Origin of the sequence: Agromyces sp. NPDC058136 (assembly GCF_042884375.1) — a bacterium.
In the GTDB taxonomy this organism is placed as follows: domain Bacteria; phylum Actinomycetota; class Actinomycetes; order Actinomycetales; family Microbacteriaceae; genus Agromyces.
Genome location: NZ_JBHVUA010000006.1, coordinates 202,327 through 227,860 on the forward strand (window position 1 = coordinate 202,327; position 25,534 = coordinate 227,860).

The following is a 25,534-nucleotide window of genomic DNA, read 5'->3' on the forward strand; positions in this document are numbered from 1 at the left end:
TAGACACATCCTCCCGCCATATATCGACGAATGTCAATATCGACTATCATCGATACATGGTCACGATGCTCGAGGTCACGGATGTCTCTACCGCCGCCTGCTGCGCACCGCTCGTCAGCGAACCCCTCGATGCTGCCGACGCCGAACGACTCGCGCACAAGCTCAAGGCCCTCGCCGACCCCACCCGACTCCGCCTCGTCTCGATCGTCGCCGCATCCGAGGGCCAGGAGGCCTGCGTCTGCGACCTCATCGAACCCGTCGGCCTCAGCCAGCCGACCGTGTCGCACCACCTCAAGATCCTCAGCGAGGCCGGGTTCCTCTCCCGCAGCAAGCGCGGCACCTGGGCCTACTACCGCCTCGTTCCCGGCAGTCTCGACGGGGTCGCCGGCGCACTCCTCACGAGCTGAGTCGCGCCGGCTGTTCGCCACGCCCGCCGAGAAGGCACCGCGGTGGCGGAACGCCGCGCGGACGTGCAGACTTGCCGCACCAACCCCTCGACGGAGAAGGAGCGGACGCCATGGGCCACCACAAGAAGAACGACGAGCTGCGCGAGGGCCGCGAAGAGCAGGCCGAGCAGCGCCAGAGCGAACGCGACGAGGCATTCGTGGAGGGCGAGGGCGCTGTCGCCGACCTCGGCTCGCAGGACGAGCGACGCGAGGAGGGGCTCGGGCGCTCCTGACGCGGACGCCTTCCCGCGGCCCAGACCCACGTCAAATCAACTTTAGGTAGAATAAAGTTGATTTGACGTCGTGGTCCGCAACCCGGGGAGGTCGAAGTGCCGACATTCATCGAACGCGTCTGGGCCCCCGAGGACACCGGTCACCTCGGCCGCAGGGATCGCGCACCGGGCCGCTACCGCGCCTTCGTGCCCGACGAGCTCGGCGCCGCGCTGCCCGCCCTGGGCGAGGCCGCACAGTCCGCCGCCGACGATGCGGTCACCGTACTCGCCCGAGCCGACGAACGCATCGGACCGAACGGCGCGTACCTCAACCACCTCCTGATCCGGTCCGAGAGCATCTCCTCGTCCTGGATCGAGGGCAACCGCATCAGCCCCAAGCGGCTGGCGATCGCCGAGGCGCTCCGCGAGGGCAACCGCGTGGCGCTCGACGTGATCGGCAATGTGCGCGCGACCGAGGCCGCGATCGCGGCGCTCGCCGACCGGTCCCGGCCGATCGACGTCGCCGACGTCGAAGCACTGCAGCACGCCATCGAGCCGACGCTCGAACCGGGGCTGCGCACCGAGCAGAACTGGGTCGGCGGCCCGGGGTGGAGCCCGCTCCGCGCCGAGTTCATCCCGCCACCCGAGACCGAGGTCCCGCGCCTCGTCGCCGATCTCGCGCGATTCGTCACCGAGACGAGCGGCAATGCGGTCGTCCGCGCGGCGATCGCCCACGCGCAGTTCGAGACCATCCACCCGTTCATCGACGGCAACGGGCGCACCGGGCGCGCCCTCATCCACACCGTGCTCCACCGCACCGACGCGCTGCGCAACATCCTCATCCCGATCAGCACCGTCTTCGCCGGCGACACGAACGCGTACATCGCGGGGCTCACCGCGTTCCGCGCCGCCCCGTCGCGCCTCGACGACTGGGTGATCGCCTTCGCCCACGCGACCGAGCGCGCCGCAGCCAACGCCGTGCGCCTGTCGTCCGACGTCGCAGCGCTCGACGAACGACTGCTCGCGCAACTCGTCGCCGCCCGCAGCGCACGGGGCCAGAACCCCGCGGCGCCCCGTCGCGGCGCCGTCGTCCTCCGCATCCTCGAGGGGCTCGCGACCGAACCGGTGCTCACGGTGGAGTCCGCCGCCCGACGTCACGCCGTCTCGACGACCGCCGCGCACCGCGCCCTCGTCGAACTCGCCGACGCCGGCATCCTCGGTCGCACGAAGGACCAGCGCGGGCGTCTCATCTGCTGGACGGCGGATCAGCACCTCGCGCTCGTCGCCCTCACCGAACGCAGCAACCGCGTCGGCGCCGGCGACACCGCCGGCCGCAGGCCGAGGCTCGGGCCGTCGGCCCCCGAGATCGGCCAGTTCGGCCGCCTCACGACTCCCCCGGGCGAAGGCGACGTCCTCGCCTGATCCTTCGTGGCGACGTCGCAGCGACGCAATACGCCGAGGCTGAGCAGGCCGACGCCCGGCTCTTCCTGCGCTGATCTCGGCGCCCGCACCCGGGGTCGCAGACGCCGAGCTCCCGCCGGAACCGACCGTTCAGTCGAGCGCCGTGGCGATCGCCGTCGCGATACGGGCCGCCTCCGCTTGGAGCGGCGCCGCCGTCGTGTCGTACGAGGCGGAGAGCACCGACACCCAAGCTCCGCGGATCGGCACGTGGACGGTGCACTGGCCCGTGCCCGCCTCGAACGGCTCGCCGTTGCTCCAACAGCCCACCAGCCCCGACGCGGAGGCGCCCTGCACCTCGATCGGGCTCAAGTCGCCGTCCGCAGGAAGCGCACCGAGCACAGCCGCGGTGTCGGGCAGCACCGTGATCCTCCCGCCGAATGCACCGTCTCCGCCGTAGCGGCAGGTGAAGCCGCCGGCAGTCAGCAGCGCGACGTCCCACCCGTTCGATTCCTCGTACGCGTACCCGACGTCGTACGCGACGGCGTCGATGGAGAGCGCGTCGGCGAGCTCCTCCGGCGCGAGCATCTCGGCGCAGCTCGACGGCCCGTTGCGCCAGGCCGGTGACAGCGCAGGCAACTGGCCGAGCGGCGCGAGGCCACTGAGGTTGGCCGAGACTTCGTCTCGGAGCGCGACCATCCGCGGGTGATCGGGGCTTCCGGAGTCGTCCCACGGCATGTCGTAGGCGAACAGGTTGACGGCGGTCGTGCCGCTGAACCCCTGGACCTCGCAGTAGTCGTAGATGCAGCTCGCGTGCATCGATCTCTCGACTGCCACCGGGGTCTCCCCGTTCCGTGCGGCGAACTCCGCGTCGATGCGGTCAGCGGCCTCGACGGCGTCGGGAACGACGGTGAGCGACACCCGTCGGGCACCCGTCTCCGAGTCGAACCACGCGCAGGCGAATCCGCCGGCCGACTGCACGGCCGCCGGTATGAGGGCGGTTCCTACCGGGTCGCCGTGCGAGTAGACCCCCGCGACGAGGTCGGCACCGGTCACCGCTTCGAGGGATTCGATCGTGACGATCCGGTCGCACGACGAAGCGATGGTCTGAAACGGTCGCGCAGCAGCGGGCGTGGGCGTCGGGGTCGCTGTCTGCGGCTCCGAGACAGGAGGCGCCGCCGCCTCCGAGCCCGGCGCGCACCCGACGAGAAGCGCGATCGCGATTGCCGCCGTCATCACTGCGAGCGCGATCGGGCGTGATGCCGCACGGTGATCTGCGAGTCGGGTTGCGCGGCTCATTCGGCATCGTCCATGCTGCGAGCGTATTGGCGCCGACCGATGCCGCGAGTCCGATCCGCATATCCATCGGATAACGGAATCCGAGCCGGCCCACCCCTACGTCGACCGAGGCCTGGTCCGCGCGCAGGACTCGCTCCGGAGCAGGGATCGAGACCCGGATGGCCGCGCCGAACGACCGCGCGGAACGCATTGGCGTACGCGCCCCGAGGACGACTCAGGGGCCGCATCCGGTTATCCCGAAAACGACCCCTGATCTGCGACTTTCTCAGTCGGGCTGACAGGATTTGAACCTGCGACCCCTTGACCCCCAGTCAAGTGCGCTACCAAGCTGCGCCACAGCCCGATGTCTTCGGCTTCCGTCGAAGACAACTTGATAATCATAGCCCTATTCGGAGGGGTGCTCGTGCACACGAGGCGCCGATGGGGGCGTCGCGGGCGCGAGATGCCGGCGCACCTCCTCCATGAACGCGCCGACGTCGTCGACCCAGATGCGCACGCCCGTCACCGCCTGGCGGCCGCCGTGCGGCCCGTGACCGGGGATTTCGAGTTCGACGGCGCGCTCGAGTTCGATCTCGACGACGGTCTCGTTGTTCTCGCGGAGCATGAGCGTGCGCGTGGCATCCGTCTCGATGATTCTCGGAGATTTCGGTTCGTCGACCTGTGCACGTCGCGCGACGGAAGCGATGTCGTCCCAGCTGAGGGCGAGGTCGGTGTCGAGGCCGGCGCGCAGCCGCAGCCCGTCGGGGCCGACGGTGTGCGGGCGCATGAGGTACGCGCAGAGCAGCCCGAGCATCCAGGTGAGACCCCAGAGGCCGATGACGAGCATGGCGATGCGCACGGCGGGCCAGCGGTGCACGATGAGGTCGATGATCGGGATCTCGACGGCCGAGAGCACGATGAACACCATGAGGATCGTGAACACCGGCCGGTGGTGGCTGAATCCGACGGCGCCGCGGGCGACGGCGGGCCGGCGCGCTACGACGCGGCCGATGCTCGCGTAGATCGCGAGCTCGATCCGGAGCGCCCGCTTCGCGAGGCGCCCGACGCGGCGCAGGCCGGATGCCACGGGCTGCGCGCCCACCGCGGCGCTCATGTCCCGGCGTCGCCGACGAGCACGGCCAGCCGGTCGGCGATGGCGCCGATGCCGCGTTCGACGGCGGCGCGGTCGTCGGGAGCGACGGCGTCGAGCAGCGTCGCGGAGAGCTCGGAGTGCTCGCGCTGCATGCGCGCCATGATGCGCGCGGTGCGCGGGGTGAGTTCGACGAGCACGGCGCGGCGGTCGTTCGGGTGCGGGGCGCGGTGCACATGACCGGATGCCTCGAGCGCATCGACGAGTCCGCTGACGTTGCGCGGGGTGACGTCGAGTTCGGCAGCGAGCGCCTGCTGCGTCATCGCCCCGCCGTGCTGCAGCACCCAGAGCACGCGGAGCCGCGCGGGGGTGAAGCCCGTGCCGGCGAAGGCGCGCGCCATGTCGCGCTGGAAGAGTTCGCCGATCTGGAGCAGGCGGTCGAGGATGGTGACGTCCATATGGTGATGATACTTCATTGTTACATTGCTTCACGATTCGAGGGTCGCCGGCCGCGCTGCGCTCCCGCTCCCGCTCCCGCTCCCGCTCCCGCTCCCGCGATGTCGGCGGTCTCCGCTAGCGTGGCCGCATGATCAGCGAGCTCAGTGACGACCTCGAACCCGCGCCGCTCCGCGTCGTCCCGGCGGCCGATGCCCCGTTCGCCGACGTCGAGGCCGTGTTCGGCACCAAGGGCGACCCCGCGCACTGCTGGTGCCAGTGGTACAAGATCCCGGGCAAAGACTGGCGCAGCGTCGGCGACGAGGGCCTCCGCGAGCGGCTGCGCACCCAGCTCGACTCCCCCGAGTCGGGGCCTGGGCTCCTCGCCTACGACGGCGACGTCCCGGTCGGCTGGTGCGCGGTCGAGCCGCGCGCCAACCTCGTCCGGCTGCAGCAGAGCCGGCTCATCGCGGGCTCCACGCCCGACCCCGATCTCGCCGACCCCGGCATCTGGGCGGTCTCCTGCTTCGTCGTGCCGCGGGCGCACCGCAAACGCGGCGTCGGCAAGGCACTCACCGAGGCGGCGGTCGAGTTCGCCCGGGCCAACGGGGCGCGACTCGTCGAGGGCTACGCCATCGACCCGACCGCCCACGCGAAGATCCCCGCAGCCGACCTCTTCCACGGCACGGTGTCGATGTTCGTCGGCGCGGGCTTCACCGAGGTCGCCCGCCCCAATGCCGACCGCGCGATCATGCAGCTGCGACTCGACGCCTGAGCGGCGACGCGCCCGACTCCCGGGCGTGAAACAGCGATGCGGGCGGGTGATCACTCACCCGCCCGCATCCGGTGTCTAGCGCTGGCGCTTCTCGCGCACCCGCATGTTCACGACGATCGGCGAACCTTCGAAGCCGTAGATCTCGCGCAGGCGCCGCTGGATGAACCGGCGGTAGCCCGGGTCGAGGAACCCGGTCGTGAAGAGCACGAATGTCGGCGGGCGGCTCGCGGCCTGCGTGCCGAACAGGATGCGGGGCTGCTTGCCGCCACGCACCGGGTGGGGGTGCTCCTGCGTGAGCTCGGTGAGGAACGCGTTGAACTTGCCGGTCGGGATCCGGGTGTCCCACGATTCGAGCGCCGTCTCGAGGGCGGGCACGAGCTTCTCGAGGTGACGGCCGGTGCGTGCCGAGATGTTCACCCGGGGCGCCCAGGCGACGTGGTGCAGATCCTGCTCGATCTCGCGTTCGAGGTAGCGGCGACGGTCGTCATCGAGCAGGTCCCACTTGTTGTAGGCCAGCACGAGCGCACGGCCCGATTCGAGCACGAGGTCGATGATGCGGACGTCCTGCTCGGAGATCGGCTGCGAGACGTCCAGCAGCACGACCGCGACTTCGGCCTTCTCGAGTGCCGCCTGCGTGCGCAGCGACGCGTAGAAGTCGGCGCCCTGCTGGAGGTGCACGCGACGGCGGATGCCGGCGGTGTCGACGAAGCGCCAGATCTTGCCGCCGAGCTCGATCTGCTCGTCGACGGGGTCGCGAGTCGTACCGGCGAGCTCGTTGACGACGACGCGCTCTTCACCGGCGGTCTTGTTGAGCAGCGAGCTCTTGCCGACGTTCGGGCGCCCGAGGATGGCGACGCGGCGGGGTCCGCCGAACTCCTCCTTCGCGACGGCCGAGACGAGCGGCAGCACCTCGAAGACCGCTTCGAGCAGGTCGGCGACGCCGCGGCCATGCAGCGCCGAGACGGGGTGCGGTTCGCCGAGGCCGAGGTTCCACAGCGCGGCGGCCTCGGGCTCCTGACGGGCGTCGTCGACCTTGTTCGCGACGAGGAACACGGGCTTGTTCGTCTTGCGGAGGAGGCGCACGACGTGCTCGTCGGTCGCGGTCGCGCCGACGGTCGCGTCGACGACGAAGAGCACGACGTCGCTGAGGTCGATGGCGACCTCGGCCTGGGCGGCGACGGAGGCGTCGATGCCCTTCGCGTCGGGCTCCCACCCACCGGTGTCGACGAGGGTGAAGCGGCGGTCGAGCCACTCGCCCTTGTACGACACGCGGTCGCGGGTGACCCCGGGGGTGTCTTCGACGACGGCCTCGCGGCGGCCGAGGATGCGGTTCACAAGCGCCGACTTGCCGACGTTCGGGCGGCCGACGATCGCGATGACCGGCAGCGCCGGGAGGTAGCGGATGGCCTCCTCGCCGTGCTCGCTCAGCTCGAGGACGTCGAGGTCGTCCTCGTCGAGGTCGTAGTCGCTGAGGCCGGTGCGGAGGGCCGCGGCCCGCTGCTCGGCGAGATCGTCGTCGACGACCGAGAGTCGCTCGGCCAGGTCGTCGGCGACGTCGTCGTACTCGTCGCGCTGGTCGGTCATGCTGTCTCCTGCAGAAAAAGTCGTCGGCGCGAATGCGCGCAGCTTCCAGTCTGCCGTATGAATGCTGAGAACATCGGATGCTGCAGTCCTCAGCCGCACGAACAGGTCGTCCTGCGGGGCCTACTCCCCCGGGTCCAGCTCACGCGCGATGGCGACCGCGTGGGTGCGGCTGCGCGCGCCGAGCTTCGCGAGCACGTTCGAGACGTGCGTCTTCGCGGTCGGCAGGGCGATGCCGAGACGTTCGGCGAGCTCGGCGTTCGACCAGCCCTGCGCGATGCCCGCGAGCACGTCGCGTTCCCGGTCGGTGAGCAGCGACACGGGCGCCTCGACGAGGTCGTCGAGCGCCTCGGACCGGCGCGGAGCGCGACCGTCGCGCCCCGCCAGCCCGGCCAGCGCCGCGAGCGCGCGGCGGGTGACGCGCGGGTCGAGCACCCCCTCGCCGGCGGCGACGCGGTGCACGGCGTCGATGAGGGTCGAGGCGTCGGCCGTCTTCAGCAGAAACCCGGCCGCGCCCGCCGCGATCGCGCCGAACACGAGCTCGTCCTCGTCGAAGCTCGTGAGCACGAGCACGTCGCCGAGTCCGCGTTCCACGATGTCGCGCGTGGCGGTGACACCGTCGACGCCGGGCATCCGCAGATCCATGAGCACGACATCGGGCTGCAGCGCCGCGGCGTTGCGCACGGCGGCGGCGCCGTCGGCGGCCTCGCCGACGACGGTGAGGCCATGGGTCTCGAGCATGATGCGCAGCGCTTCGCGAATCGCCCCGTGGTCGTCGACGACGAGCACCCGCGGCGCGCTCACGCAGCCGCCCCCGTCGCCACCAGCGGGAGTTCGGCCCGCACCGTCCAGCCGCCGACGCGTGGCGCAGCAGCCGAGCCCGTGCCCGGCCCCGCGTCGAAGCGTCCGCCGATCGCCCGCACCCGCTCGGCGAGCATGGCGAGCCCGCTGCCGTTCCCCGGCAGCTCGGGCCGCGCGAGCGGTCGGCCGTCCCACGAGTCGATGCGCACCACGAGCGCACCGCCGTCCACGGCGAGCGAGATCCGCGCCCGGCCGCCGGCCGCGTGCCGCACGGCATTGGCGAGCGCCTCCTGCACGACCCGCGCGGCGAGCTGCTCGACCGTATCGGGCAGCCCCGGCGTCGGCCGCTCCTCGAGGTCGGTCTCGAGGACGACCTCGAGGCCGGCGTGGCGCGCATCCTCGACGAACCCCGCGACACGGTCGAGGCGAGGCGGCACGACGAGTTCGCCGCCGCCCGCCCGGAGCACCGCGATCATCGACCGCAGCGCCTGGTGCGCCTCGAGGCTCGAGTCGCGCACCGCGCGGAGGGCGGCACGATCGCGTTCGGCGTCGCGTTCGCTCGAAAGCGCGGCCTCGGCCCTGATCGCCATCGCCGCGACGTGACCGGCGACGAGGTCGTGCAGTTCGCGCGCCATTCCGTCGCGTTCGCGCTGCAGCGCCTGCTCGCGGTCGCGCTCGGCGACACGTACGACCTCGCGCGCTTCGCGGCGGTGCAGCTCCGCGAGCTCGTTCGCCTGTGCGACGGCCGTGGCCCACCAGTAGTCGGTGCCGAGCAGTGCCCCGAGTTGCAGGCCGACGAGCACGGCGATGCGCACGTCGGTCGTCACCGCGAGCGTGATCGCGGTGATCGCCGCGGTCGCGACGGCGCACGCGACGAGGATACGGCGCCGACCCGCCGGCGCGGCCCGCAGAGTGACGGTCCACAGCAGATCGAGCAGCGCGATGATCGTGCCGAGGCCGCCGACGGTGAAGAGGGCGATGAGTGCGACGACGCTCGTGATCGCGAGCCCGGTGCGCGGGTACCGCCGCTTCAGTGCGACGCAGACGACGGCAGGCACAGCCAGCAGAACGCCCCACCACGGCGACACGGGTTCGGGCAGCACGGTGAGCACGTCCCAGATCGACCCGAGGCCGACAGCGGCCGCGAGCACGCTGAGGGCGGCGATCGCCGCCGCATCGAGCAGGGGGCGGTGGCGCTGCACCCAACCGGGCGTTCGGGTCTCGGGATGCCTCGCGCTCGCGCCGCCCGCGAGCCCGCCCCGCTCGTCGACGACCGTCTCCATGCCTCCATCGAAGCACGATCGCCGGCATCGGGCCTACGCCGAAAGGACGAGACGGCCGGCCGGCGCCTCAATCGTCCGCCCGATCCGCTCGCGCGCGGACGGCGTCAGACTCGCCGCATGGATCTCGTCACCGATGCGCCGCTCGGCCTGTCGCTCACCGTGCTCGCCCTCCTCGACGGGCTCAGCATCGGCACGCTGCTCATTCCCGTGTTCCTGCTCCTCGCGCCGCGCCTGCGCGGCGGCCGGGTGCTGCTCTACCTCGTCACGATCGCGGGCTTCTACCTCGTCGTCGGGGTGCTCGTGACGCTCGGACTCGTCAATCTCGTCGAGGCGGGCCAGGGTTTCCTGAACTCGACGCCCGGGAGGATCGTGCGCCTCGTCGTCGGCGCCGGGCTCCTCGTCGCCTCGTTCGCGATTCCCACGCGCGAGAAGGCGCAGGCGCGCGAGGCGGAGCGAGCACGCGAGCACGTCTCGTCGGGCGTCGGCCCTGCGAGCCGAGCTGATGCCGTGGCCGGCCTCGCCCCGGTGCCATCACCTGCGCCGGCCGGCGGGCGCCTCTCCCGGTGGCGCGACCGGCTGCTCGCCGAGTCGGCGTCGCCCGTCAACGTCATGGCGGTGGCTCTCGCGGCCGGGCTCCTCGAGGTCGCGACGATGCTGCCTTACCTCGTGGGGATGGGGCTCGTCGCCGAAGCCGGACTCGACGGGCCCCTCCGCTTCGCCGCGCTGGCCGGCTACTGCGTCGTCATGATCGCACCGGCGCTCGTGCTGCTCGCGCTGCGCGTCGTCGCAGCGCCCCTCGTGCAGCGGCCGCTCGAACGGCTCGCCGCATGGCTCGAACGGACCGCCGCCGAGAACACCGCGTGGATCATCGGCATCATCGGCTTCTTCGTCGCCCGCGCGGCGGCGAGCGAACTCGGGCTCTTCACCGCGCTCGGCGACCTCGCCCAACGCTGACCCGCCCAGTCGCCCCGCGGGTCGAGGAGCGAGCGAAGCACGCGTCTCGAGACCCGCGACGCCCCGACCTCAGCCCTCGACGACCGCGATCACCGCATCGATGGTCTGCTCGAAGTCGAGCTCCGTCGAATCGACCACGGTGACCCCCTCGGCGGCATTGATGAAGTCGACGACCTTCGAGTCGGCGCGGTCGCGTGCGAGGAGCTGTTCACCCGTCTTCCCCGCGTCGTGGCCGGTGAGTTCGGCGGCACGCCGTGACATCCGCACCTCTTCCGAGGCGGTGAGCAGGATGCGCACCGGCGCGTCGGGGGCGACGACCGTCGTGATGTCGCGCCCTTCGACGACGATGCCCGGGCGCCGCTCGTCGGCGATGATCGCGCGGAACAGCTCGATGAGGTGCTTGCGCACCTCGGGAACCCGCGCGACGAGGCTCACGACCGAGGAGATCTGCGGGTCGCGGATCGCGTCGGTGACGTCGGTCTCGCCGACGTGCACGCGATAGCCGGCGGGGTCGGTGCCGATGCGGTAGTCGAAGCTCGCGAGGCACGAGACCACCGAGGCGGCGTCGTGCGGGTCGACGCCGCTCGCCTCCGCGTGCCAGGCGAGGGCGCGATACGCCGCGCCGGTGTCGAGGAATCCGTAGCCGAGTCGCCGCGCGACGGCCTTCGACACGCTCGACTTGCCGCTGCCGGCGGGGCCGTCGACGGCCACGACGATCGGGAACTGCACTGCTGCCTCCATGGGGTGTTGCGACTTGCGTGCCGCGAGATCGGGCCGGCCTCAGCCGGCGATGCGCCAGCCGCGTTCGGCCAGCTCGTTGGTGAGTCGTTCTGCGGCTTCGGGCACGACCTGCACCTCGGCGAGGCCGACCTGGCGGCCCGGAGAGTGCTCGAGCCGCAGGTCTTCGAGGTTGACGCCGATCTCGCCGATCTCGGCGAGCAGGCGGGCGAGCTGGCCCGGCCGGTCGTCGACCATCACGATGACGGTCGTGAATCGCTTGTCGGTGCCGTGCTTGCCAGGCAGCCGGGCGACGCCCGTGTTGCCGCCCGTGAGCTCCTCGGCGACGCGGCGGCGCGCGCCCGGCGCGACGGGGTCGGCGAGCGCCTCGATGAAGCGGTCGAGGTCCTCGCGGAACGCGAGCAGGATGTCACGCACCGGCGCCGCGTTCGCGCCGAGGATCTGCACCCACAGGTCGGGGTCGCTCGCCGCGATGCGGGTCACGTCGCGCACCCCCTGCCCGGCGAGCCCGAGGGCCGCATTCGGGGCGTCGATGAACCGCCGCGCCATGACGCTCGACACGACCTGCGGCACATGCGAGATGAGGGCCACCCCGCGGTCGTGCTCGTCGGGGGTCATCTCCACGAGCGTCGCCCCGAGGTCGAGGATGAGGTCGTCGATGGCCCCCGCCCGCTGGTAGCTGATCGCGTCGTGCGCGGCAACCACCCACGGCCGGCCGACGAAGAGGTCGGCGCGCGCGGCGAGCGGCCCGCCGCGTTCGCGCCCCGCGAGCGGGTGCGAGCCGATGTAGCGCGACACGTCGGCGTCCGCCTCCTCGAGATCGCCGAGGATGCCGCCCTTCACGCTCGCGACGTCGGTCACGATCGCCTCGGGGAAGGCCGCGAGCTCGTCGGCGACGACCCGTGCGGTCACATCGGGCGGCACGGCGACGACGACGAGCTGCGGGCGGTCGTCGGCACTCGCCGCGCGCCCGGCCCCGAGATCGACCGCGAGCGCCACATGGGTGGGCGAGGCATCCGCGAGGATCACGTCGAGCCCGCGCGCCCGGAGCCCGAGCGCGACGCTCGTGCCGAGCAGCCCAGCGCCGACGACGCGCACCGGCCCGGTGAGGCGTGATTCGACCATCAGTGCTCCTCGCCGGCCTGCGACTCGCCACGGGCCGCCTGCGCCTCGCGAGCGATGGTGAGCAGCAGTCCGCGCTCGGTCTTCGTCATCTCGCGCAGTTCGCCGACGCGGAGCGTGCCGAGGTGCAGCGGCCCGAACTGCCGGCGCACGAGCTCGACGACGGGGTGACCGACCGCCGCCAGCATGCGCCGCACGATCCGGTTCTTCCCGGAGTGGAGGGTGAGCTGCACCATCGAGTACCGCGAGTCGCCCTGCGTCTGCAGGATCCGAGCCCGGTCGGCCTTGATCGGTCCGTCGTCGAGCACGATGCCGTTCTTCAGCTGCTGCAGCGTCTGCGGGGTGACCCGGCCGCGCACCTTCGCGATGTAGGTCTTCTCCACGCCGAACGAGGGGTGCGCGAGCACGTGCGCGAGCTCGCCGTCGTTGGTGAGCACGAGCAGACCGCTCGTCTCGGCGTCGAGCCGGCCCACGTTGTAGACGCGCTCCTCGAGCTCGTCGGTGAACTGCCGCAGGTCGGGTCGCCCCTGCTCGTCGCGCATCGAGGAGACCACCCCGACCGGCTTGTTCAGCAGGTAGTAGCGCTTCGCGGTGTCGAGCTGCACCGCGACCCCGTCGACCGAGACCAAGTCGGTGTCGGGGTCGACGCGCGTGCCGAGCTCGGTCACGACCTCGCCGTTCACCTCGATCCGGCCCTGGAGGATGTACTCCTCGACGACGCGACGCGAGGCCACGCCCGCCGCGGCGAGCACCTTCTGCAGGCGTTGCCGGTTGCCGTCAGGGCCGTCGTTCACGGCGCCTCGTTCATCGGTCAAGGTCGAATCCCTCCTGGCCGTCGTCGAGCAACGGCGAGATCGGCGGCAGTTCGTCGAGTGAGTTGATGCCGAGGTTCGTGAGCAGCAGATCGGTGGTGCCGTAGAGGATGGCGCCCGTCTCGGGGTCGCTCGACACCTCGGTGACGAGCCCGCGCCCGAGGAGCGTGCGCACCACCGAGTCGACGTTCACCGCGCGGATCGAGGCGACCTGCGAGCGCGAGATCGGCTGCTTGTAGGCGATCACCGAGAGCGTCTCGAGCGCCGCCTGCGACAGACGCGTCGACGACTGGATGACGACGAACGAGGTCACGAGCGCGTCGTACTCGGCGCGCACGTAGAAGCGCCAGCCGCCGCCGACTTCGCGGAGCTCGAAACCACGACGGATGCTCCGCGCCGCGGGCTCCTCGGCCGCGACGTCGGTGCGGGGCTCGCCCGAGGGCGCCGCGCCGTCGTAGTCGGCTCGCAGGCGGGCGATCGACGCCCGCACTTCGGCGACCGGGCGGGCGACCGCGGCCGCGAGGTGCACGACGCTCTGGGGCTCGTCGGCGATGAAGAGGATCGCCTCGATCGCGCGGTCGAGGTCGAGCCGCGACTGGCCCGGCACGTCGAGCGGCGTCGCGACCGAGAGCTCGGGGCCGTCCTCGGGCGCGTCGCCCTCACCGTCGGTCGAGGAGCGAGCCCCGGCGAGCGGTTCGAGACCCTCGTCCGAGAGCGTGCCCTCGCCGCGGAACGTCTCATTCGTCATAGTCGGCCCCCAGGCTCTCGAGGTTCGCATCCGACCAGCTCTCGGCGGCCCAATGCAGCGTCAGTTCGCCGAGCGGTTCGAGCTGGTCGAAGCCGATCGCGGCGTGTCGGTACAGCTCGAGCACGGCGAGGAACCGTGCGACGACGACGCCTCGCTGCGCCACCCCCGCGATGAGCTGACGGAACGTCACGGGTTCGCCGCGCCGCAGGATCGCCACGACCTGCGCCGCCTGCTCGCGGATCGACACGAGCGGAGCGTGCAGATGGTCGAGCCCGACGACCGGGATCTCACGCGGCGTGAGTGCGAGCGTCGCGAGCGCGGCGAAGTCCTCCGCCGAGAGCGACCAGACCAGTTCGGGCGCCCGCTGGCGGAACTGCTCCTCGAGTCGCACGGTGCGTGCATGACGCGACGCCTCGGCCTCGAGGTTCCCGCTGAACCAGCGTGCTGCCTCCTTGAAGGCGCGGTACTGCAGCAGCCGCGCGAAGAGCAGGTCGCGCGCTTCGAGGAGCGCCACGTCCTCGGCATCGACGAGTTCGCCCTGCGGCAGGAGCCCGGCGACCTTGAGGTCGAGGAGCGTCGCCGCGACGACGAGGAACTCGCTCGCCCGGTCGAGCTCCTCCTCGGAGTCGAGCCCCTTCAGGTACGAGATGAACTCATCGGTGACCTTCGACAGCGATACCTCGGTGATGTCGAGCTCGTGCTTCGCGATGAGCGAGAGCAGCAGGTCGAACGGGCCCTCGAAGTTCGTGAGCGCGACGCGGAACCCGGCCTCCGAGCCGTCGCCCGGGGCATCCGTCGCCGGCTCGTTCGCTTGGGCCTCCGCCTCAGGCGACCGCGCCACGGAACACCAGCTCCCTCGCGAGCTGCCGGTACGCCTTGGAAGCCTGGTGCTCGGGGGCGAACTCGGTGATCGGCGTCGCCGCGACCGTCGCATCGGGGAACTTCACCGTGCGCGTGATCACCGTCTCGAGCACCTTGTCGCCGAACGCGTCGACGACCCGCTCGAGCACCTCGCGCGAGTGCAGCGTGCGGGAGTCGTACATGGTCGCCAGGATGCCGTCGAGCTCGATCGCCGGGTTCAGCCGGTCGCGCACCTTGTCGATCGTCTCGATGAGCAGGGCCACACCGCGCAGCGCGAAGAACTCGCACTCGAGCGGGATGATGACGCCGTGGCTCGCCGTCAGCGCGTTGACGGTGAGGAGCCCGAGCGAGGGCTGGCAGTCGATGAGGATGACGTCGTAGTCGCCCGAGACGCGGCGCAGCACGCTCGCGAGGATCTGCTCACGGGCGACCTCGGTGACGAGGTGCACCTCGGCCGCCGAGAGGTCGATGTTCGCGGGGATCACGTCGAGGCCCTCGACGCTCGTCTGCTGGATCGCGTCCTTCGGCTCGAACTGGCGCGAGAGCAGCAGGTCGTAGATGGTCGGCACGTCGTGCGTCTGCACGCCGAGCCCCGCCGAGAGCGCACCCTGCGGGTCGAAGTCGATCGCGAGCACCTTGCGGCCGTATTCGGCGAGCGTCGCGCCGAGGTTGATCGTCGTGGTCGTCTTGCCGACGCCGCCCTTCTGGTTGCACAGGGCGATGATTCGCGCGGGGCCGTGCGAGGCGAGCGGCGCAGGCACGGCGAACTCGCGAGATGGGCGACCAGTCGGACCGAGCTCGACCTCCGGCGACGCGATTCCGTTCGCGGAGTCCTGCTGGTGCTGCGTCACGGGTCGTCTTCTCTCCTGGGCCGAGGCGGTGGTCGGGAATCGCCCGACCGGTTCGATGCTTGGTCGATTCTAGCGAGCACGAGGGTGTGCTGCCGTGTACATCTCCCGGAGTGTATCGGCTGTGACCAGCGTGTAGATCTGCGTCGTCGCGACCGAGGAGTGCCCGAGCAGCTCCTGCACGACGCGCACGTCGGCCCCTCCCTCGAGCAGATGAGTCGCGAACGAATGGCGCAGGGTGTGCGGCGAGACGGATGCCTCGAGCCCGGCCGTCTCGGCGGCCGCCGTGATCGCGTCCCACGCCGCCTGGCGCGACATGCGCCGCCCCCGCACGCCGAGGAACAGCGCCGGGGTCGCCTGCCCGCGGCTCGAGAAGACCGGCCGCGCCCGAACGAGGTACGCGTCGATCGCCCGCCGCGCGAAGCTCCCGAGCGGCACGATGCGCTGCTTGCCCCCCTTGCCGAAGAGCCGCACCACCTCGTCGTCGATGAGATCGTCGACGTTCAGCGAGACCGCCTCCGAGACGCGGGCGCCCGTCGCGTACAGCAGCTCGAGCAGGGCCTGGTCGCGCAGCTGCGTCGGCTCCTCGCCGCCGGCGGCCTCGATGAGCGCCTCGACGTCCTCGACGGGGATCGCCTTGGGCAGGCGGGCCGGCAGCTTCGGGGGCCGCACCTCGCGCGAGACATCCGCCTCGATCTCGCCCTCCTCGGCGAGGAACCGATGGAGGCCACGCACCGCCGAGAGCACGCGAGCGATCGACGACGTCGCGAGCGCCGGCGTTCGTTCGGCGCCGAGGAAGCGCACGAAGTCGGCGAGGTCCGTCTCGCGCACCGCGGCGGGGGCGGTGCCCCTGGCGTCGAGCCAATCGTTGTAGATCGCGAGATCGCGCCGATACGACGAGATCGTGTTGCGCGCGAGCCCGCGCTCGACCGTCAGGTGCCGCAGGTACCCGTCGACGAGCGCGGCCGTCGTCATGACCCCGTCGCGCCCCGCACCGGCGGGGTTCGGTTCGGCCACGGGGCATCCGCCTCGCCGAGGCCCTGCCAGTCCCGCGCCCGCGCCGCGAACGCCGCGAGCACCGCGATCGACATCGGGCCGTTGTGGATTCGACGGGCCAGCACCGCGTCGACGCACTCGTCGAGGGGCACCCAGCGCACCTCGATGCCGGCCTCCTCGGCCTCGCGGGCGTGCACCTCGGGCGCCGCCCGCAGACCGCGCGCCAGATACACCCGGATCATCTCGTCGCTGCCGCCCGGCGAGGTCGCGAAGTCGGCGAGCACCGCCCAGTCGGATGCCTCGAGGTCGGCCTCTTCGGCCAGTTCGCGCTGCGCGCCGACGAGGGGGTCCTCCCCCTCGATGTCGAGGAGCCCGGCCGGGATCTCCCAGTCGCGCATGCGGATCGGGTGCCGATACTGCTTGATGAGCAGCACCCGGTCGTGCTCGTCGATCGCGAGCACGCCGACGGCGCCGGTGTGGTCCATGAACTCGCGCACGATCTCGCCGTCGTCGAGCGCGACGGTCTCGCGGCGGATGTTCCACACCCGTCCCTCGAACACCCGCTCGCTCGCGAGGATCGGCAGCTCGACGCGGTCGTCGGCGAGCAGGTCTCCCTGCCCGCCGACGACCGCGTCAGCGTGTTCAGGCATTCTCGACGTCGAACAGCCGGCTGGCCTCCTGGCGCTCGATCGCCGCGGCGACGAGTCCGCGGAACAGCGGGTGCGCGTGGTTCGGTCGGCTGCGCAGCTCGGGGTGCGCCTGCGTCGCGATGTAGAACGGGTGCACCTCGCGCGGCAGCTCGACGAACTCGACGAGGTTGCGGTCGGGCGAGAGGCCCGAGAACACGAGGCCGGCCTCGGCGATGCGGTCGCGGTAGGCGTTGTTCACCTCGTAGCGGTGGCGGTGACGCTCGCTCACCTCGGTCGCGCCGTAGAGCTCGGCCGCGAGGCTGCCCTCGCCGAGCACCGCCGGGTAGAGGCCGAGGCGCATGGTGCCGCCCAGGTCGCCGCCCGCGATGATCTCGACCTGCTCCTCCATCGTCGCGATGACGGGGAACTCGGTGTCGGGGTCGAACTCGCTCGACGAGGCGCCGGGAAGACCGGCGACGTTGCGCGAGTACTCGATGACCATGCACTGCAGGCCGAGGCAGAGGCCGAGCACCGGGATGCCGTTCTCACGCGCGAAGTGGAGCGCGCCGAGCTTGCCCTCGATGCCGCGCACGCCGAAGCCGCCGGGCACGCAGATGCCGTCGAGGTGGGCGAGGTGCTTCTGCGCACCCTCGGGCGTCTTGCACTCGTCGGAGGGGATCCACTCGATCTTGACCTTCGCATCGTTCGCGAAACCGCCAGCGCGGAGGGCCTCGGTCACCGAGAGGTAGGCGTCGGGCAGGTCGATGTACTTGCCGACGAGGCCGATCGTGACCTCGTGCTTCGGGTCGTGCACCACGCGGAGCAGGTCGCTCCAGCTCGACCAGTCGACGTCGGCCGACTTCTCTCGGAGGTCGAGCGCGTCGATGATGTACGAGTCGAGGCCCTGGTCGTGCAGCATCGTCGGGATCTCGTAGATCGAGGGCACGTCGACGGCGTTCACCACGGCGCCCTCGTCGACGTCGCACATGAGGGCGATCTTGCGCTTGTTCGCCTCGGTGACGGGACGGTCGCTGCGCAGCACGAGCGCGTCGGGCTGGATGCCGATCGAGCGGAGGGCCGCGACCGAGTGCTGGGTGGGCTTCGTCTTCTGCTCGCCCGACGCGCCCATGAACGGCACGAGCGAGACGTGCACGAAGAACACGTTCTTGCGGCCGAGCTCGTGGCGCACCTGGCGGGCCGACTCGATGAAGGGCTGCGACTCGATGTCGCCGACGGTGCCGCCGATCTCGGTGATGATCACGTCGGGCTTCGGCGTCTCGGTCGCCTGCAGGCGCATACGGCGCTTGATCTCGTCGGTGATGTGCGGGATGACCTGCACCGTGTCGCCGAGGTACTCGCCGCGGCGCTCCTTCGCGATGACCGTCGAGTAGATCTGGCCGGTCGTGACGTTCGCCGCCTGCGAGAGGTCGATGTCGAGGAACCGCTCGTAGTGACCGATGTCGAGGTCGGTCTCGGCGCCGTCGTCGGTCACGAAGACCTCGCCGTGCTGGAACGGGTTCATCGTTCCGGGGTCGACGTTCAGATAGGGGTCGAGCTTCTGCATGACGACGCGGAGACCGCGGGCCGTCAGAAGGTTGCCCAGGCTCGCGGCCGTGAGGCCCTTGCCCAATGAGGAAACGACACCACCAGTCACGAAGATGTGCTTGGTCGTGCCGTTGGAAATGTCTGCGCTGTTCAGCGCGCTGCCGCGTTCATCCACCACGGGCTTATATTCTAACCCACGTTCCCGAGCGCTCTCCCCGAACTCTCCCACGCGTTCCCCCTTCGTTCGTTCCTCGGTCGTTCCGAGCCGTTGCGGCTCCGGTGTGCTCGGCCGCCGGCCGACGTCTCAGGCGGCCCGTTCGGCGGCGATCTCGAGCAGTTCGCGCGCGTGCGCGAGCCCGCTCTCGGAGTCGGCGAGACCCGAGAGCAGCCGCGCCATCTCGGCCTCGCGCTCGGCACCGACGAGCTGCTTGACGCTCGACGCGGTCACTGCGCCGTCGGTGCCCTTGACCACGCTCAGATGGTTCGTGGCGAACGCCGCGACCTGCGCGAGGTGCGTGACCACGATGACCTGCGAGCGCTCGGCGAGCCGGGCGAGTCGGCGCCCGATCTCGATGGCGGCGGCACCGCCCACACCCGCGTCGACCTCGTCGAACACGAAGGTCGGCACGGGGTCGGTGCCGGCGATGACGACCTCGATCGCGAGCATGACGCGCGAGAGCTCGCCGCCCGAGGCGCCGCGCGACACCGAACGCGGTTCGGCTCCGGGGTGCGGGCTCAGCAGGATCGCGACCTGGTCGCGACCGTGCACCGAGGGCTCGGCGGCCGGCTCGACGCCGACCGTGAGCGAGGCATCGGGCATCGCGAGGGCCGCGAGTTCTCGCGTGACGGCGTCGGCCAGACGGCCGGCGGCTTCGGTTCGCTGCTCGGTGACGAGCGTCGCGAGCCGGTCGACCTCGACGGCGGATGCCTCGACCGCGGCCTCGAGCCCGCTGATGCGATCGTCGTCGCCGTCGAGCTCGACGAGCCGCAGGCCGCCGTCGCGACGGAACGCGAGGACGTCGTCGAGCTCGCCGCCGTGACGGCGGATCAACGCGCCGAGCAGGGCCCGTCGCTCCTGCACGACCTCGAGCTCGCGGGCGCCGTCGGCGTCGAGACCGGCGAGATAGCCCGCGAGCTCGGCCGAGGCGTCGGCCAGCAGGAACCCGGCGTTCGTCAGGGTCTCGGCGATCGGGGCGAGCGCCGGGTCGTGCGCGACGACCCGTTCGAGGTGACGGCGCGCCGCCTCGACGAGCGTGACGGCGTCGGGTGCGTCGTCGACGACCTCGTCGGCCGAGAGCAGCGCCCGCGCCTGCGCGGCCTCGAGACGCAGCTCCTCGAGGTTCGAGAGGCGTTCGGCACGCTCGTGCAGCTCGGTGTCCTCGCCGGGCTGCGGGTCGGCGGCCTCGATCTCGTCGAGGTCGGCACGCAGGGCCTCGGCCTCGCGCGCCCTCGCGTCGTGCTCGTCGCGCAGTCGCGCGAGCTCGGCGGCGTCGGCGCGCCAGCGCTCGAACACCGTGCGGTACTCGTCGAGCGCCGAGGCGAGCGCGGGCCCCGCGAATCGGTCGAGGGCGTCACGCTGCGCGACCGCCGAACGCAGACGCTGCTGGTCGGCCTGGCCGTGCACCACGACCAACTCGTCGCCGAGTTCGGCGAGCACGCCGACCGGGGCGCTGCGCCCGCCGACGACGGCACGGCTGCGCCCCTCCGAGGACACCGAGCGCCCGAGGAGCAACTCGCCGGCCTCGATCTCGCCGCCCGTGTCGGCCACCCGTTCGGCGATGACGCCCGCGTCGGCGACGAGCCAGCGCCCCTCGACCCACGCCTGCTTCGCTCCCGAGCGCACCGCACCGGCGTCGGAACGTGCGCCGAGCAGCAGCCCGAGTGCGGTCACGACCATCGTCTTGCCCGCGCCGGTCTCACCCGTCACGGCGGTGAAGCCGGCCCCCAGTGGCAGGGTCGCCTCGGCGATGACGCCGAGGTCGCGGATGCCGAGCTCTTCGATCATCGGGCGCCCTCACTCATCGAAACCTCACTCACAACCGGCGGGCCCCCGCCAGCCCGTCACGGGCAGTTGGAACTTGTTCACGAGCCGGTCGGTGAACGGCGCCTCGTGCAGGCGCGCGAGCCGCACGGGCACGTCGGACCTGCGCACGATCACGCGCGCGCCCGGCGGCAGATCGAAGGTGCGACGGCCGTCGCACCAGATGACGGCCGAGGTCTCGGTGCGCTGCAGGATCTCGACGGCGAGCGATGACTCGGGCCCGACCACGAGCGGCCGCGCGAACAGGGCGTGCGCGCTGAGCGGGACGAGCAGCAGGGCCTCGAGGCTCGGCCACACGACCGGGCCGCCGGCCGAGAACGAATACGCGGTCGAGCCGGTCGGTGTCGACATGACGACCCCGTCGCAACCGAACGAGGAGAGCGGACGGCGATCGACCTCGATGACGACCTCGAGCATCCGCTCGCGCTCGGCCTTCTCGACGGTCGCCTCGTTGAGCGCCCAGCTCTCGTAGACGACCTCGTCGCCGACTTTGGCCCGCACCGAGAGCGTCATGCGCTCCTCGACGGTGTAGTCGCGCGCCAGTGCACGGGAGACGGTGTAGCCGAGGTCGTCGCGCTCGCTCTCGGCGAGGAACCCGACGTGCCCCAGGTTGACGCCGAGAAGCGGGACCGGGTGGTCGCGGATCAGTTCGGCCGCGCGGAGGATGGTGCCGTCGCCGCCGAGCACGATGACGAGCTCGATGCGCCCGGGGTCGATGTCCTCGAAGCGCACCACGCCGCCGTTCAATGCGGGTACGAACTCGTGCACGTCCTCCCAGTGCTCGGCGGCGATCACCGGAACGGCACCGGCCCCGAGCAGCTGGGTGCAGACCGCACCGGTCGCCTCGAGCGCGGCCTGACGGCCGGTGTGCGAGACCACGAGGAAATGCCGTGCGTCGTTCACCCGTGCGCTCCTCTTGTCAGTTCGTCGACCCGACTCGACCATTCTGACGGATTCGACCCCGCCGACGCGCTGAGATGCACGAGGAACTCAAGATTGCCGTGCGAGCCTGCGATTGGGGAGGAGGAGACGCCAGCGGTACCGAGGCCGAGGTCGTGCGCCGCCCACAGCACGTTCATCACCGCCTCGGAACGCAGCGCGGCGTCGTGCACGATCCCCTCGCGCACTCCCCCGCGGCCGACCTCGAACTGCGGCTTCACGAGCAGCACGAAATCGGCGCCGGGCGCCGCGGTCTCGCGGAGCGCGGGCAGCACGGTCGTGAGGGAGATGAACGAGAGATCGGCGGTGACGAGCGAGGGGCGCTCGTCGACACCGGTGGCCTCGGCGAGCGAAACCGCCGTCAGGTGCCGCACGTTGCAGCCCTCGACGAGCACGAGGCCGGGCTCCCCAACGAGTTCGGGGGCGAGCTGGCCGTGCCCCACGTCGACGGCGAGCACCGCTCGCGCGCCGCGCTCGAGCAGCACCTGGCTGAACCCGCCGGTCGAGGCGCCCGCGTCGAGCGCCACGCGCCCTGCCGGGTCGACGGCGAACGCGTCGAGGGCGGCGATCAGTTTGTGCGCGGCCCGGCTCACATAGTGGTCGGATGCCGCGACGACGAGCTCGGCGTCGTCGGAGACCTTCGCCGACGGCTTCACGACCGCGCGACCGTCGACCGTGACGAGCCCGCCGGCGATGAGCGTCTGCGCGTGCGTGCGCGACCTTGCGAGCCCACGGCCCGCGAGCGCCGCGTCGAGGCGTTGCTCGCCCATCACTGACGCGGAGCGCGGGCCGGGTCGGACTGCTCGAGCTCCTCGCGCAGGCGCGCGGCCAGCGCGTCGTACGCGGGCGCGCGCTCGGCGAGCGGCAGTTCTTCGACGTCGGCCAGAGCGGCGCGGGCCTCGTCGCCGAGGGTCGTGGCGCTCTCGTCGGGGTCGAACGCGGTGTCGTCGTCAGTGCTCACGAGTCAACGCTACCCCGCTCCGCCGACACCGGCAGGTGGTCAGGCGTACAGGCGCGTCGGCACGTCGAGGGCGTGGATCGCGGTGCCGGACTCCCAGATGACGGCGCACGCCGCACGCAGCAGGTCGAGCCCGCCGTCGCCCTCGGCCACGATCTCGACGCGGTTTCCGGCGAGCTGCACCTTCGCACCGCGGACGCGGACGAGCCCGTTGCGGCCTCGTTCGACGCTCGGGTACGGCTCGTGCAGGCCTCGGAGGTCGGCGAGGATGAAGTCGGGCCGGCTCTTCGCATCGGCGGCGAGCAGCTGCTTCGCCCGGTCGATGCCGGTCAGCACGACGGCACTCGCCATGCCCGCCCGATTCGCACCGAGGATGTCGGTGTCGAGCCGGTCTCCGATCATGAGCGGGTTCTGCGCCCCGAAGCGCCGGCTCGCCTCCTCGAAGATCGGCGTCTCGGGCTTGCCGGCGACGAGCGGGAACCGTCCGACGGCGGTGTGCACCGCGGAGACGAGGGTGCCGTTGCCCGGCGCGATGCCGCGGGCGACCGGGATCGTCCAGTCCATGTTCGTCGCGATCCACGGGATCCCCGGGGTCGCGGCATCCGGACCGCCGTGCGCATTGAGCGCGAACGCGGCCTCCGCGAGGTCCTTCCAGCCGATCTCGGGCGTGAAGCCCTGCACGACCGCATCGGGCGCATCGTCGGCCGAACGGGTCACGCGATAGCCGCGCTTGCGCAGTTCGACCTCGATGCCCTCGCCGCCGACCACCATGACGAGCGCTCCGGGCGCGACCTGCTCGCCGAGCAGCTGCATCGCCGCCTGCGGCGAGGTCACGACCTCCTCGGGCACGACGTCGAGTCCGAGCTCGGCGAGGTGCGACGCGACCGAGGCATCGCTGCGCGAGGCGTTGTTCGTGATGTACCCGACGGCCCGCCCGGGCTTCACCCGGTTCAGGCTGTCGACGGCGTACGGGATCGCGCCCGCGCCGGCGTAGACGACCCCGTCGAGGTCGGCGAAGACCGCGTCGACGCCGTCGAGCGGGGTGGCCGGCTCAGTCCTCGTGCGGAACAGCGCCATCGGCGTCGCCCTCGCTCGAGTCCTCGTCGGTGTCGAGCGTGTCGCCCTCGGCGAGCACCGCCCGGACGTCGTCTTCGAGCACGTCGGCCGGGTCCTCGAGCTCGGCGTACTCGGGCGTCTCCTCGACGGAGGCAGCGTCCGCGTCAGCGTCAGCGTCAGCGTCCGACTCGGGCGCCTCGTGCTCGGCGACGGCCGCAACGTCGTGCTCGCCGTCCTCTTCGAGTTCGAAGATCTCGACGAGCTCCGCCTCGGCAGGGCCGCCGAGCGCGGCTTCGGCTCGAGCTGCACGGGCGCGCCACTCGGCGGCCTCCGAGCTCCGGCCGAGCTCCTCGAGCACCTCCGCGTAGGCGGAGAAGAGCGCGGGGCTGTACGAGAACGCCCGATCGGGGTCGAGCTGCGGGATCTCGAGCTCGGAGAGCGCGAGCTCGGGCTGGTCGAGGTCGAGGCGCGCGCCGGACATCGCGATCGCGAGGCCGACCTGCACGGCTGCGGGAAGTTCGCTGCGGTCGACGGCACGGCCGACCTCGAGCGCGCGGTCGGGGCGTCCGACGCCGCGCTCACTGTCGACCAGGAGCGGCAACTGGTCGTTGCTGCCCGAGATCCGGCGGTAGGTGCGGAGTTCGCGGAGTGCGAGGGCGAAGTCTCCGGTCGCGTACGCGGTGATCGCGAGCGTCTCGCGCACGACCGCGATGCGGCCTGCGCGACGCGCAGCCGAGGTCGCGTGGCGGTGCGCCAGTTCAGGGTCGCTGTCGAGCAGCTCGGATGCCGCGACGAGATGCTTCGCCACCCAGTCGGCGTTCTCCTTGCTGAGCGTCTTCAGCTCGGCACGCGCACCCTTGTCGAGGTCGCGCGGGTCGATGTGCTCGGGAACGAAGGGGTCATCGTGACGCGGGCGCACGGCGAGGTCGGCTGCGCCGTACCGCTCGCGAGGAGCCTCGTCCCGCCCCTGGCCCGCACGCGGGGCGTGCCCGCGAGGCTTGCGGTCGTCACGCGAACCGTAGGAACGCTGACCGTCGCGGTCACCGTAGGGCTTCCGGTCGTCACGCGAACCGTAGGAACGCTGACCGTCGCGGTCACCGTACGGTTTGCGGTCGTCCCGCGAACCGTACGAACGCTGACCGTCGCGGTCACCGTACGGCTTCCGCTCGGGGCGGTCACCGTAGGGCTTCCGGTCATCACGGCCGGCGCGGTCCCCGTACGGCTTGCGGTCGGCGTACGGCTTCCGGTCGTCACGCGCACCGTAGGAACGCTGACCGTCGCGGTCGCCTGAAGGCTTCCGGTCCCCGTACGGCTTCCGATCGCCGTAGGGCTTGCGCTCGGGACGGTCCCCGTAGGGCTTCCGGTCGCCGTAGGAGGAGCGATCCCCCGAGGGCTTCCGATCGCCGTAGGGCTTGCGGTCGTCACGCGAACCGTAGGAACGCTGACCGTCGCGGTCACCGTAGGGCTTGCGCTCGGGGCGGTCGCCGTACGACTTGCGCTCACCGGAGGGCTTACCGCCGTCACGGCCGGCACGGTCACCGTACGGCTTGCGGTCTCCGCGATCCCCGTAGGGCTTGCGGTCGTCGCGCTTTTCGTACGGGCGCTTGCCGCCACGTTCGCCGTTCGAAGCCCGGTCGCCGGAAGACCCCGTCGTCTTCTTCGCACCGCCGCGGTCGTAGCCCGATCGCTGGTCACGTTCGGGACGCTTCTTGTCGGCCGAGTCCTGGCTCGAATCGCTCACGCTGTTCCTGTCATTGGGAGTCTCGTCAGACTCAACCGTACTGCGGGTGGCTGCCCGCGAGCTGTAAAGGGGGCTACCGCACCCCGTGCGGGAGCTGATTGCCCGTTAACTGCGAAGAGCCGCCCACGTGGTGGGCGGCTCTTCGTAATGTTTGTCCGGCGGTGTCCTACTCTCCCACAGGGTCCCCCCTGCAGTACCATCGGCGCTGCGAGTCTTAGCTTCCGGGTTCGGAATGTGTCCGGGCGTT

Annotated in this window: 26 protein-coding genes, 1 tRNA gene and 1 rRNA gene; 5 read left to right on the forward strand and 23 right to left on the reverse strand. The window is 71.5% G+C overall.

Features of this window, described 5'->3' with window-relative positions:
- Positions 1-56: 56 nt before the first annotated feature.
- The 3 genes from ACFVTX_RS16765 to ACFVTX_RS16775 all read left to right on the forward strand — a co-directional run bounded on the left by ACFVTX_RS16765 (position 57) and on the right by ACFVTX_RS16775 (position 2,080).
- Entirely contained in the window at positions 57-407 is a 351-nt protein-coding gene (locus ACFVTX_RS16765) for a metalloregulator ArsR/SmtB family transcription factor (RefSeq protein WP_386902110.1), read from the forward strand.
- Positions 408-517: 110 nt separating this feature from the next.
- The gene (locus tag ACFVTX_RS16770; protein WP_386902112.1) at positions 518-679 is read left to right on the forward strand and encodes a hypothetical protein; all 162 of its coding nucleotides are present in this window, start codon (positions 518-520) and stop codon (positions 677-679) included.
- A gap of 96 nt (positions 680-775) precedes the next feature.
- Entirely contained in the window at positions 776-2,080 is a 1,305-nt protein-coding gene (locus ACFVTX_RS16775; RefSeq protein ID WP_386902114.1) for a Fic family protein, read from the forward strand.
- Between the two features lie 129 nt (positions 2,081-2,209).
- Here the strand turns inward: ACFVTX_RS16775 and ACFVTX_RS16780 are convergent, their stop codons facing one another.
- From ACFVTX_RS16780 to ACFVTX_RS16795, 4 genes are all read right to left on the reverse strand, one after another.
- Entirely contained in the window at positions 2,210-3,112 is a 903-nt protein-coding gene (locus ACFVTX_RS16780) for a hypothetical protein (protein WP_386902116.1), read from the reverse strand.
- 512 nt (positions 3,113-3,624) lie between these two features.
- Positions 3,625-3,698: transfer RNA gene (locus ACFVTX_RS16785), tRNA-Pro, on the reverse strand.
- A 42-nt stretch (positions 3,699-3,740) separates the two neighbouring features.
- Positions 3,741-4,448, reverse strand: coding sequence for a hypothetical protein (locus tag ACFVTX_RS16790; RefSeq protein ID WP_386902118.1), 708 nt, complete (start codon positions 4,446-4,448; stop codon positions 3,741-3,743).
- Positions 4,445-4,882 carry a MarR family winged helix-turn-helix transcriptional regulator gene (locus ACFVTX_RS16795; RefSeq protein ID WP_386902120.1) on the reverse strand — a complete coding sequence of 146 codons (438 nt, stop codon included), beginning with the start codon at positions 4,880-4,882 and terminating at the stop codon, positions 4,445-4,447. The genes ACFVTX_RS16790 and ACFVTX_RS16795 overlap by 4 nt, the downstream gene beginning before the upstream one ends.
- Positions 4,883-5,010: 128 nt before the next feature.
- On the opposite strand from ACFVTX_RS16795, the gene ACFVTX_RS16800 reads away from it, so the two are divergent.
- Complete coding sequence (locus tag ACFVTX_RS16800) at positions 5,011-5,634, forward strand: GNAT family N-acetyltransferase (RefSeq protein WP_386902121.1); 624 nt, start codon at positions 5,011-5,013, stop codon at positions 5,632-5,634.
- Positions 5,635-5,709: 75 nt separating this feature from the next.
- On the opposite strand, the gene der is transcribed toward ACFVTX_RS16800, so the two are convergent.
- The 3 genes from der to ACFVTX_RS16815 all read right to left on the reverse strand — a co-directional run bounded on the left by der (position 5,710) and on the right by ACFVTX_RS16815 (position 9,299).
- Positions 5,710-7,218, reverse strand: a complete 1,509-nt coding sequence (gene der, locus ACFVTX_RS16805; protein WP_386902123.1) for a ribosome biogenesis GTPase Der — start codon at positions 7,216-7,218, stop codon at positions 5,710-5,712.
- 120 nt (positions 7,219-7,338) lie between these two features.
- Entirely contained in the window at positions 7,339-8,019 is a 681-nt protein-coding gene (locus ACFVTX_RS16810) for a response regulator (RefSeq protein ID WP_386902125.1), read from the reverse strand.
- On the reverse strand, positions 8,016-9,299 hold the full coding sequence (locus ACFVTX_RS16815) for a sensor histidine kinase (RefSeq protein WP_386902127.1): 1,284 nt from the start codon (positions 9,297-9,299) through the stop codon (positions 8,016-8,018). Before ACFVTX_RS16815 ends, ACFVTX_RS16810 begins: the two co-directional genes overlap by 4 nt.
- A 117-nt stretch (positions 9,300-9,416) precedes the next feature.
- Here ACFVTX_RS16815 and ACFVTX_RS16820 point away from each other — a divergent pair, with 117 nt between their 5' ends.
- Positions 9,417-10,253 carry a GAP family protein gene (locus tag ACFVTX_RS16820; protein WP_386902129.1) on the forward strand — a complete coding sequence of 279 codons (837 nt, stop codon included), beginning with the start codon at positions 9,417-9,419 and terminating at the stop codon, positions 10,251-10,253.
- Between the two features lie 69 nt (positions 10,254-10,322).
- On the opposite strand, the gene cmk is transcribed toward ACFVTX_RS16820, so the two are convergent.
- The 16 genes from cmk to rrf all read right to left on the reverse strand — a co-directional run.
- A complete protein-coding gene (cmk, locus tag ACFVTX_RS16825) occupies positions 10,323-10,994 on the reverse strand; it encodes a (d)CMP kinase (protein WP_386902131.1) in 672 nt (223 codons plus the stop codon).
- A gap of 39 nt (positions 10,995-11,033) precedes the next feature.
- Positions 11,034-12,116, reverse strand: a complete 1,083-nt coding sequence (locus ACFVTX_RS16830; protein ID WP_386902132.1) for a prephenate dehydrogenase — start codon at positions 12,114-12,116, stop codon at positions 11,034-11,036.
- Positions 12,116-12,928, reverse strand: coding sequence for a pseudouridine synthase (locus ACFVTX_RS16835; protein ID WP_386902134.1), 813 nt, complete (start codon positions 12,926-12,928; stop codon positions 12,116-12,118). The genes ACFVTX_RS16830 and ACFVTX_RS16835 overlap by 1 nt, the downstream gene beginning before the upstream one ends.
- Positions 12,918-13,673 carry an SMC-Scp complex subunit ScpB gene (scpB, locus tag ACFVTX_RS16840; RefSeq protein WP_386902135.1) on the reverse strand — a complete coding sequence of 252 codons (756 nt, stop codon included), beginning with the start codon at positions 13,671-13,673 and terminating at the stop codon, positions 12,918-12,920. The genes ACFVTX_RS16835 and scpB overlap by 11 nt, the downstream gene beginning before the upstream one ends.
- Positions 13,663-14,514 (reverse strand): segregation and condensation protein A, encoded by an 852-nt coding sequence (locus ACFVTX_RS16845; protein ID WP_386902137.1) that lies wholly within the window; start codon positions 14,512-14,514, stop codon positions 13,663-13,665. Before ACFVTX_RS16845 ends, scpB begins: the two co-directional genes overlap by 11 nt.
- Positions 14,498-15,385, reverse strand: a complete 888-nt coding sequence (locus ACFVTX_RS16850; RefSeq protein WP_386902139.1) for a ParA family protein — start codon at positions 15,383-15,385, stop codon at positions 14,498-14,500. The genes ACFVTX_RS16845 and ACFVTX_RS16850 overlap by 17 nt, the downstream gene beginning before the upstream one ends.
- Positions 15,386-15,454: 69 nt before the next feature.
- Positions 15,455-16,357 (reverse strand): site-specific tyrosine recombinase XerD, encoded by a 903-nt coding sequence (gene xerD / locus ACFVTX_RS16855; protein WP_386902169.1) that lies wholly within the window; start codon positions 16,355-16,357, stop codon positions 15,455-15,457.
- On the reverse strand, positions 16,354-17,028 hold the full coding sequence (locus ACFVTX_RS16860) for an NUDIX domain-containing protein (RefSeq protein WP_386902141.1): 675 nt from the start codon (positions 17,026-17,028) through the stop codon (positions 16,354-16,356). The genes xerD and ACFVTX_RS16860 overlap by 4 nt, the downstream gene beginning before the upstream one ends.
- On the reverse strand, positions 17,021-18,730 hold the full coding sequence (locus ACFVTX_RS16865; protein ID WP_386902143.1) for a CTP synthase: 1,710 nt from the start codon (positions 18,728-18,730) through the stop codon (positions 17,021-17,023). The genes ACFVTX_RS16860 and ACFVTX_RS16865 overlap by 8 nt, the downstream gene beginning before the upstream one ends.
- Positions 18,731-18,856: 126 nt before the next feature.
- Positions 18,857-20,557, reverse strand: a complete 1,701-nt coding sequence (recN, locus tag ACFVTX_RS16870) for a DNA repair protein RecN (RefSeq protein ID WP_386902145.1) — start codon at positions 20,555-20,557, stop codon at positions 18,857-18,859.
- Positions 20,558-20,581: 24 nt separating this feature from the next.
- Positions 20,582-21,496 carry an NAD kinase gene (locus tag ACFVTX_RS16875; protein WP_386902147.1) on the reverse strand — a complete coding sequence of 305 codons (915 nt, stop codon included), beginning with the start codon at positions 21,494-21,496 and terminating at the stop codon, positions 20,582-20,584.
- Entirely contained in the window at positions 21,493-22,302 is an 810-nt protein-coding gene (locus ACFVTX_RS16880) for a TlyA family RNA methyltransferase (protein ID WP_386902149.1), read from the reverse strand. The genes ACFVTX_RS16875 and ACFVTX_RS16880 overlap by 4 nt, the downstream gene beginning before the upstream one ends.
- A complete protein-coding gene (locus ACFVTX_RS16885) occupies positions 22,302-22,493 on the reverse strand; it encodes a hypothetical protein (protein ID WP_386902151.1) in 192 nt (63 codons plus the stop codon). The genes ACFVTX_RS16880 and ACFVTX_RS16885 overlap by 1 nt, the downstream gene beginning before the upstream one ends.
- Before the next feature lie 39 nt (positions 22,494-22,532).
- Positions 22,533-23,567, reverse strand: coding sequence for an HAD-IIA family hydrolase (locus ACFVTX_RS16890; protein WP_386902153.1), 1,035 nt, complete (start codon positions 23,565-23,567; stop codon positions 22,533-22,535).
- On the reverse strand, positions 23,542-25,287 hold the full coding sequence (locus ACFVTX_RS16895; RefSeq protein ID WP_386902155.1) for a primosomal protein: 1,746 nt from the start codon (positions 25,285-25,287) through the stop codon (positions 23,542-23,544). The genes ACFVTX_RS16890 and ACFVTX_RS16895 overlap by 26 nt, the downstream gene beginning before the upstream one ends.
- A gap of 153 nt (positions 25,288-25,440) precedes the next feature.
- Positions 25,441-25,534 (reverse strand): 5S ribosomal RNA (gene rrf, locus ACFVTX_RS16900); the annotation flags it as partial.

Excerpts from the sequence above, each read along its gene's own strand:
- ACFVTX_RS16790 (WP_386902118.1), bottom strand. The coding sequence starts at position 4,448 with ATGAGCGCCGCGGTGGGCGCGCAGCCCGTGGCATCCGGCCTGCGCCGC.
- recN (WP_386902145.1), bottom strand. The coding sequence starts at position 20,557 with ATGATCGAAGAGCTCGGCATCCGCGACCTCGGCGTCATCGCCGAGGCG.
- ACFVTX_RS16765 (WP_386902110.1), top strand. The coding sequence starts at position 57 with ATGGTCACGATGCTCGAGGTCACGGATGTCTCTACCGCCGCCTGCTGC.
- ACFVTX_RS16795 (WP_386902120.1), bottom strand. The coding sequence starts at position 4,882 with ATGGACGTCACCATCCTCGACCGCCTGCTCCAGATCGGCGAACTCTTC.
- scpB (WP_386902135.1), bottom strand. The coding sequence starts at position 13,673 with ATGACGAATGAGACGTTCCGCGGCGAGGGCACGCTCTCGGACGAGGGT.
- ACFVTX_RS16830 (WP_386902132.1), bottom strand. The coding sequence starts at position 12,116 with ATGGTCGAATCACGCCTCACCGGGCCGGTGCGCGTCGTCGGCGCTGGG.
- ACFVTX_RS16860 (WP_386902141.1), bottom strand. The coding sequence starts at position 17,028 with ATGCCTGAACACGCTGACGCGGTCGTCGGCGGGCAGGGAGACCTGCTC.
- ACFVTX_RS16890 (WP_386902153.1), bottom strand. The coding sequence starts at position 23,567 with ATGGCGCTGTTCCGCACGAGGACTGAGCCGGCCACCCCGCTCGACGGC.
- cmk (WP_386902131.1), bottom strand. The coding sequence starts at position 10,994 with ATGGAGGCAGCAGTGCAGTTCCCGATCGTCGTGGCCGTCGACGGCCCC.
- ACFVTX_RS16800 (WP_386902121.1), top strand. The coding sequence starts at position 5,011 with ATGATCAGCGAGCTCAGTGACGACCTCGAACCCGCGCCGCTCCGCGTC.
- ACFVTX_RS16880 (WP_386902149.1), bottom strand. The coding sequence starts at position 22,302 with ATGGGCGAGCAACGCCTCGACGCGGCGCTCGCGGGCCGTGGGCTCGCA.
- ACFVTX_RS16815 (WP_386902127.1), bottom strand. The coding sequence starts at position 9,299 with ATGGAGACGGTCGTCGACGAGCGGGGCGGGCTCGCGGGCGGCGCGAGC.
- ACFVTX_RS16770 (WP_386902112.1), top strand. The coding sequence starts at position 518 with ATGGGCCACCACAAGAAGAACGACGAGCTGCGCGAGGGCCGCGAAGAG.
- ACFVTX_RS16820 (WP_386902129.1), top strand. The coding sequence starts at position 9,417 with ATGGATCTCGTCACCGATGCGCCGCTCGGCCTGTCGCTCACCGTGCTC.
- xerD (WP_386902169.1), bottom strand. The coding sequence starts at position 16,357 with ATGACGACGGCCGCGCTCGTCGACGGGTACCTGCGGCACCTGACGGTC.
- der (WP_386902123.1), bottom strand. The coding sequence starts at position 7,218 with ATGACCGACCAGCGCGACGAGTACGACGACGTCGCCGACGACCTGGCC.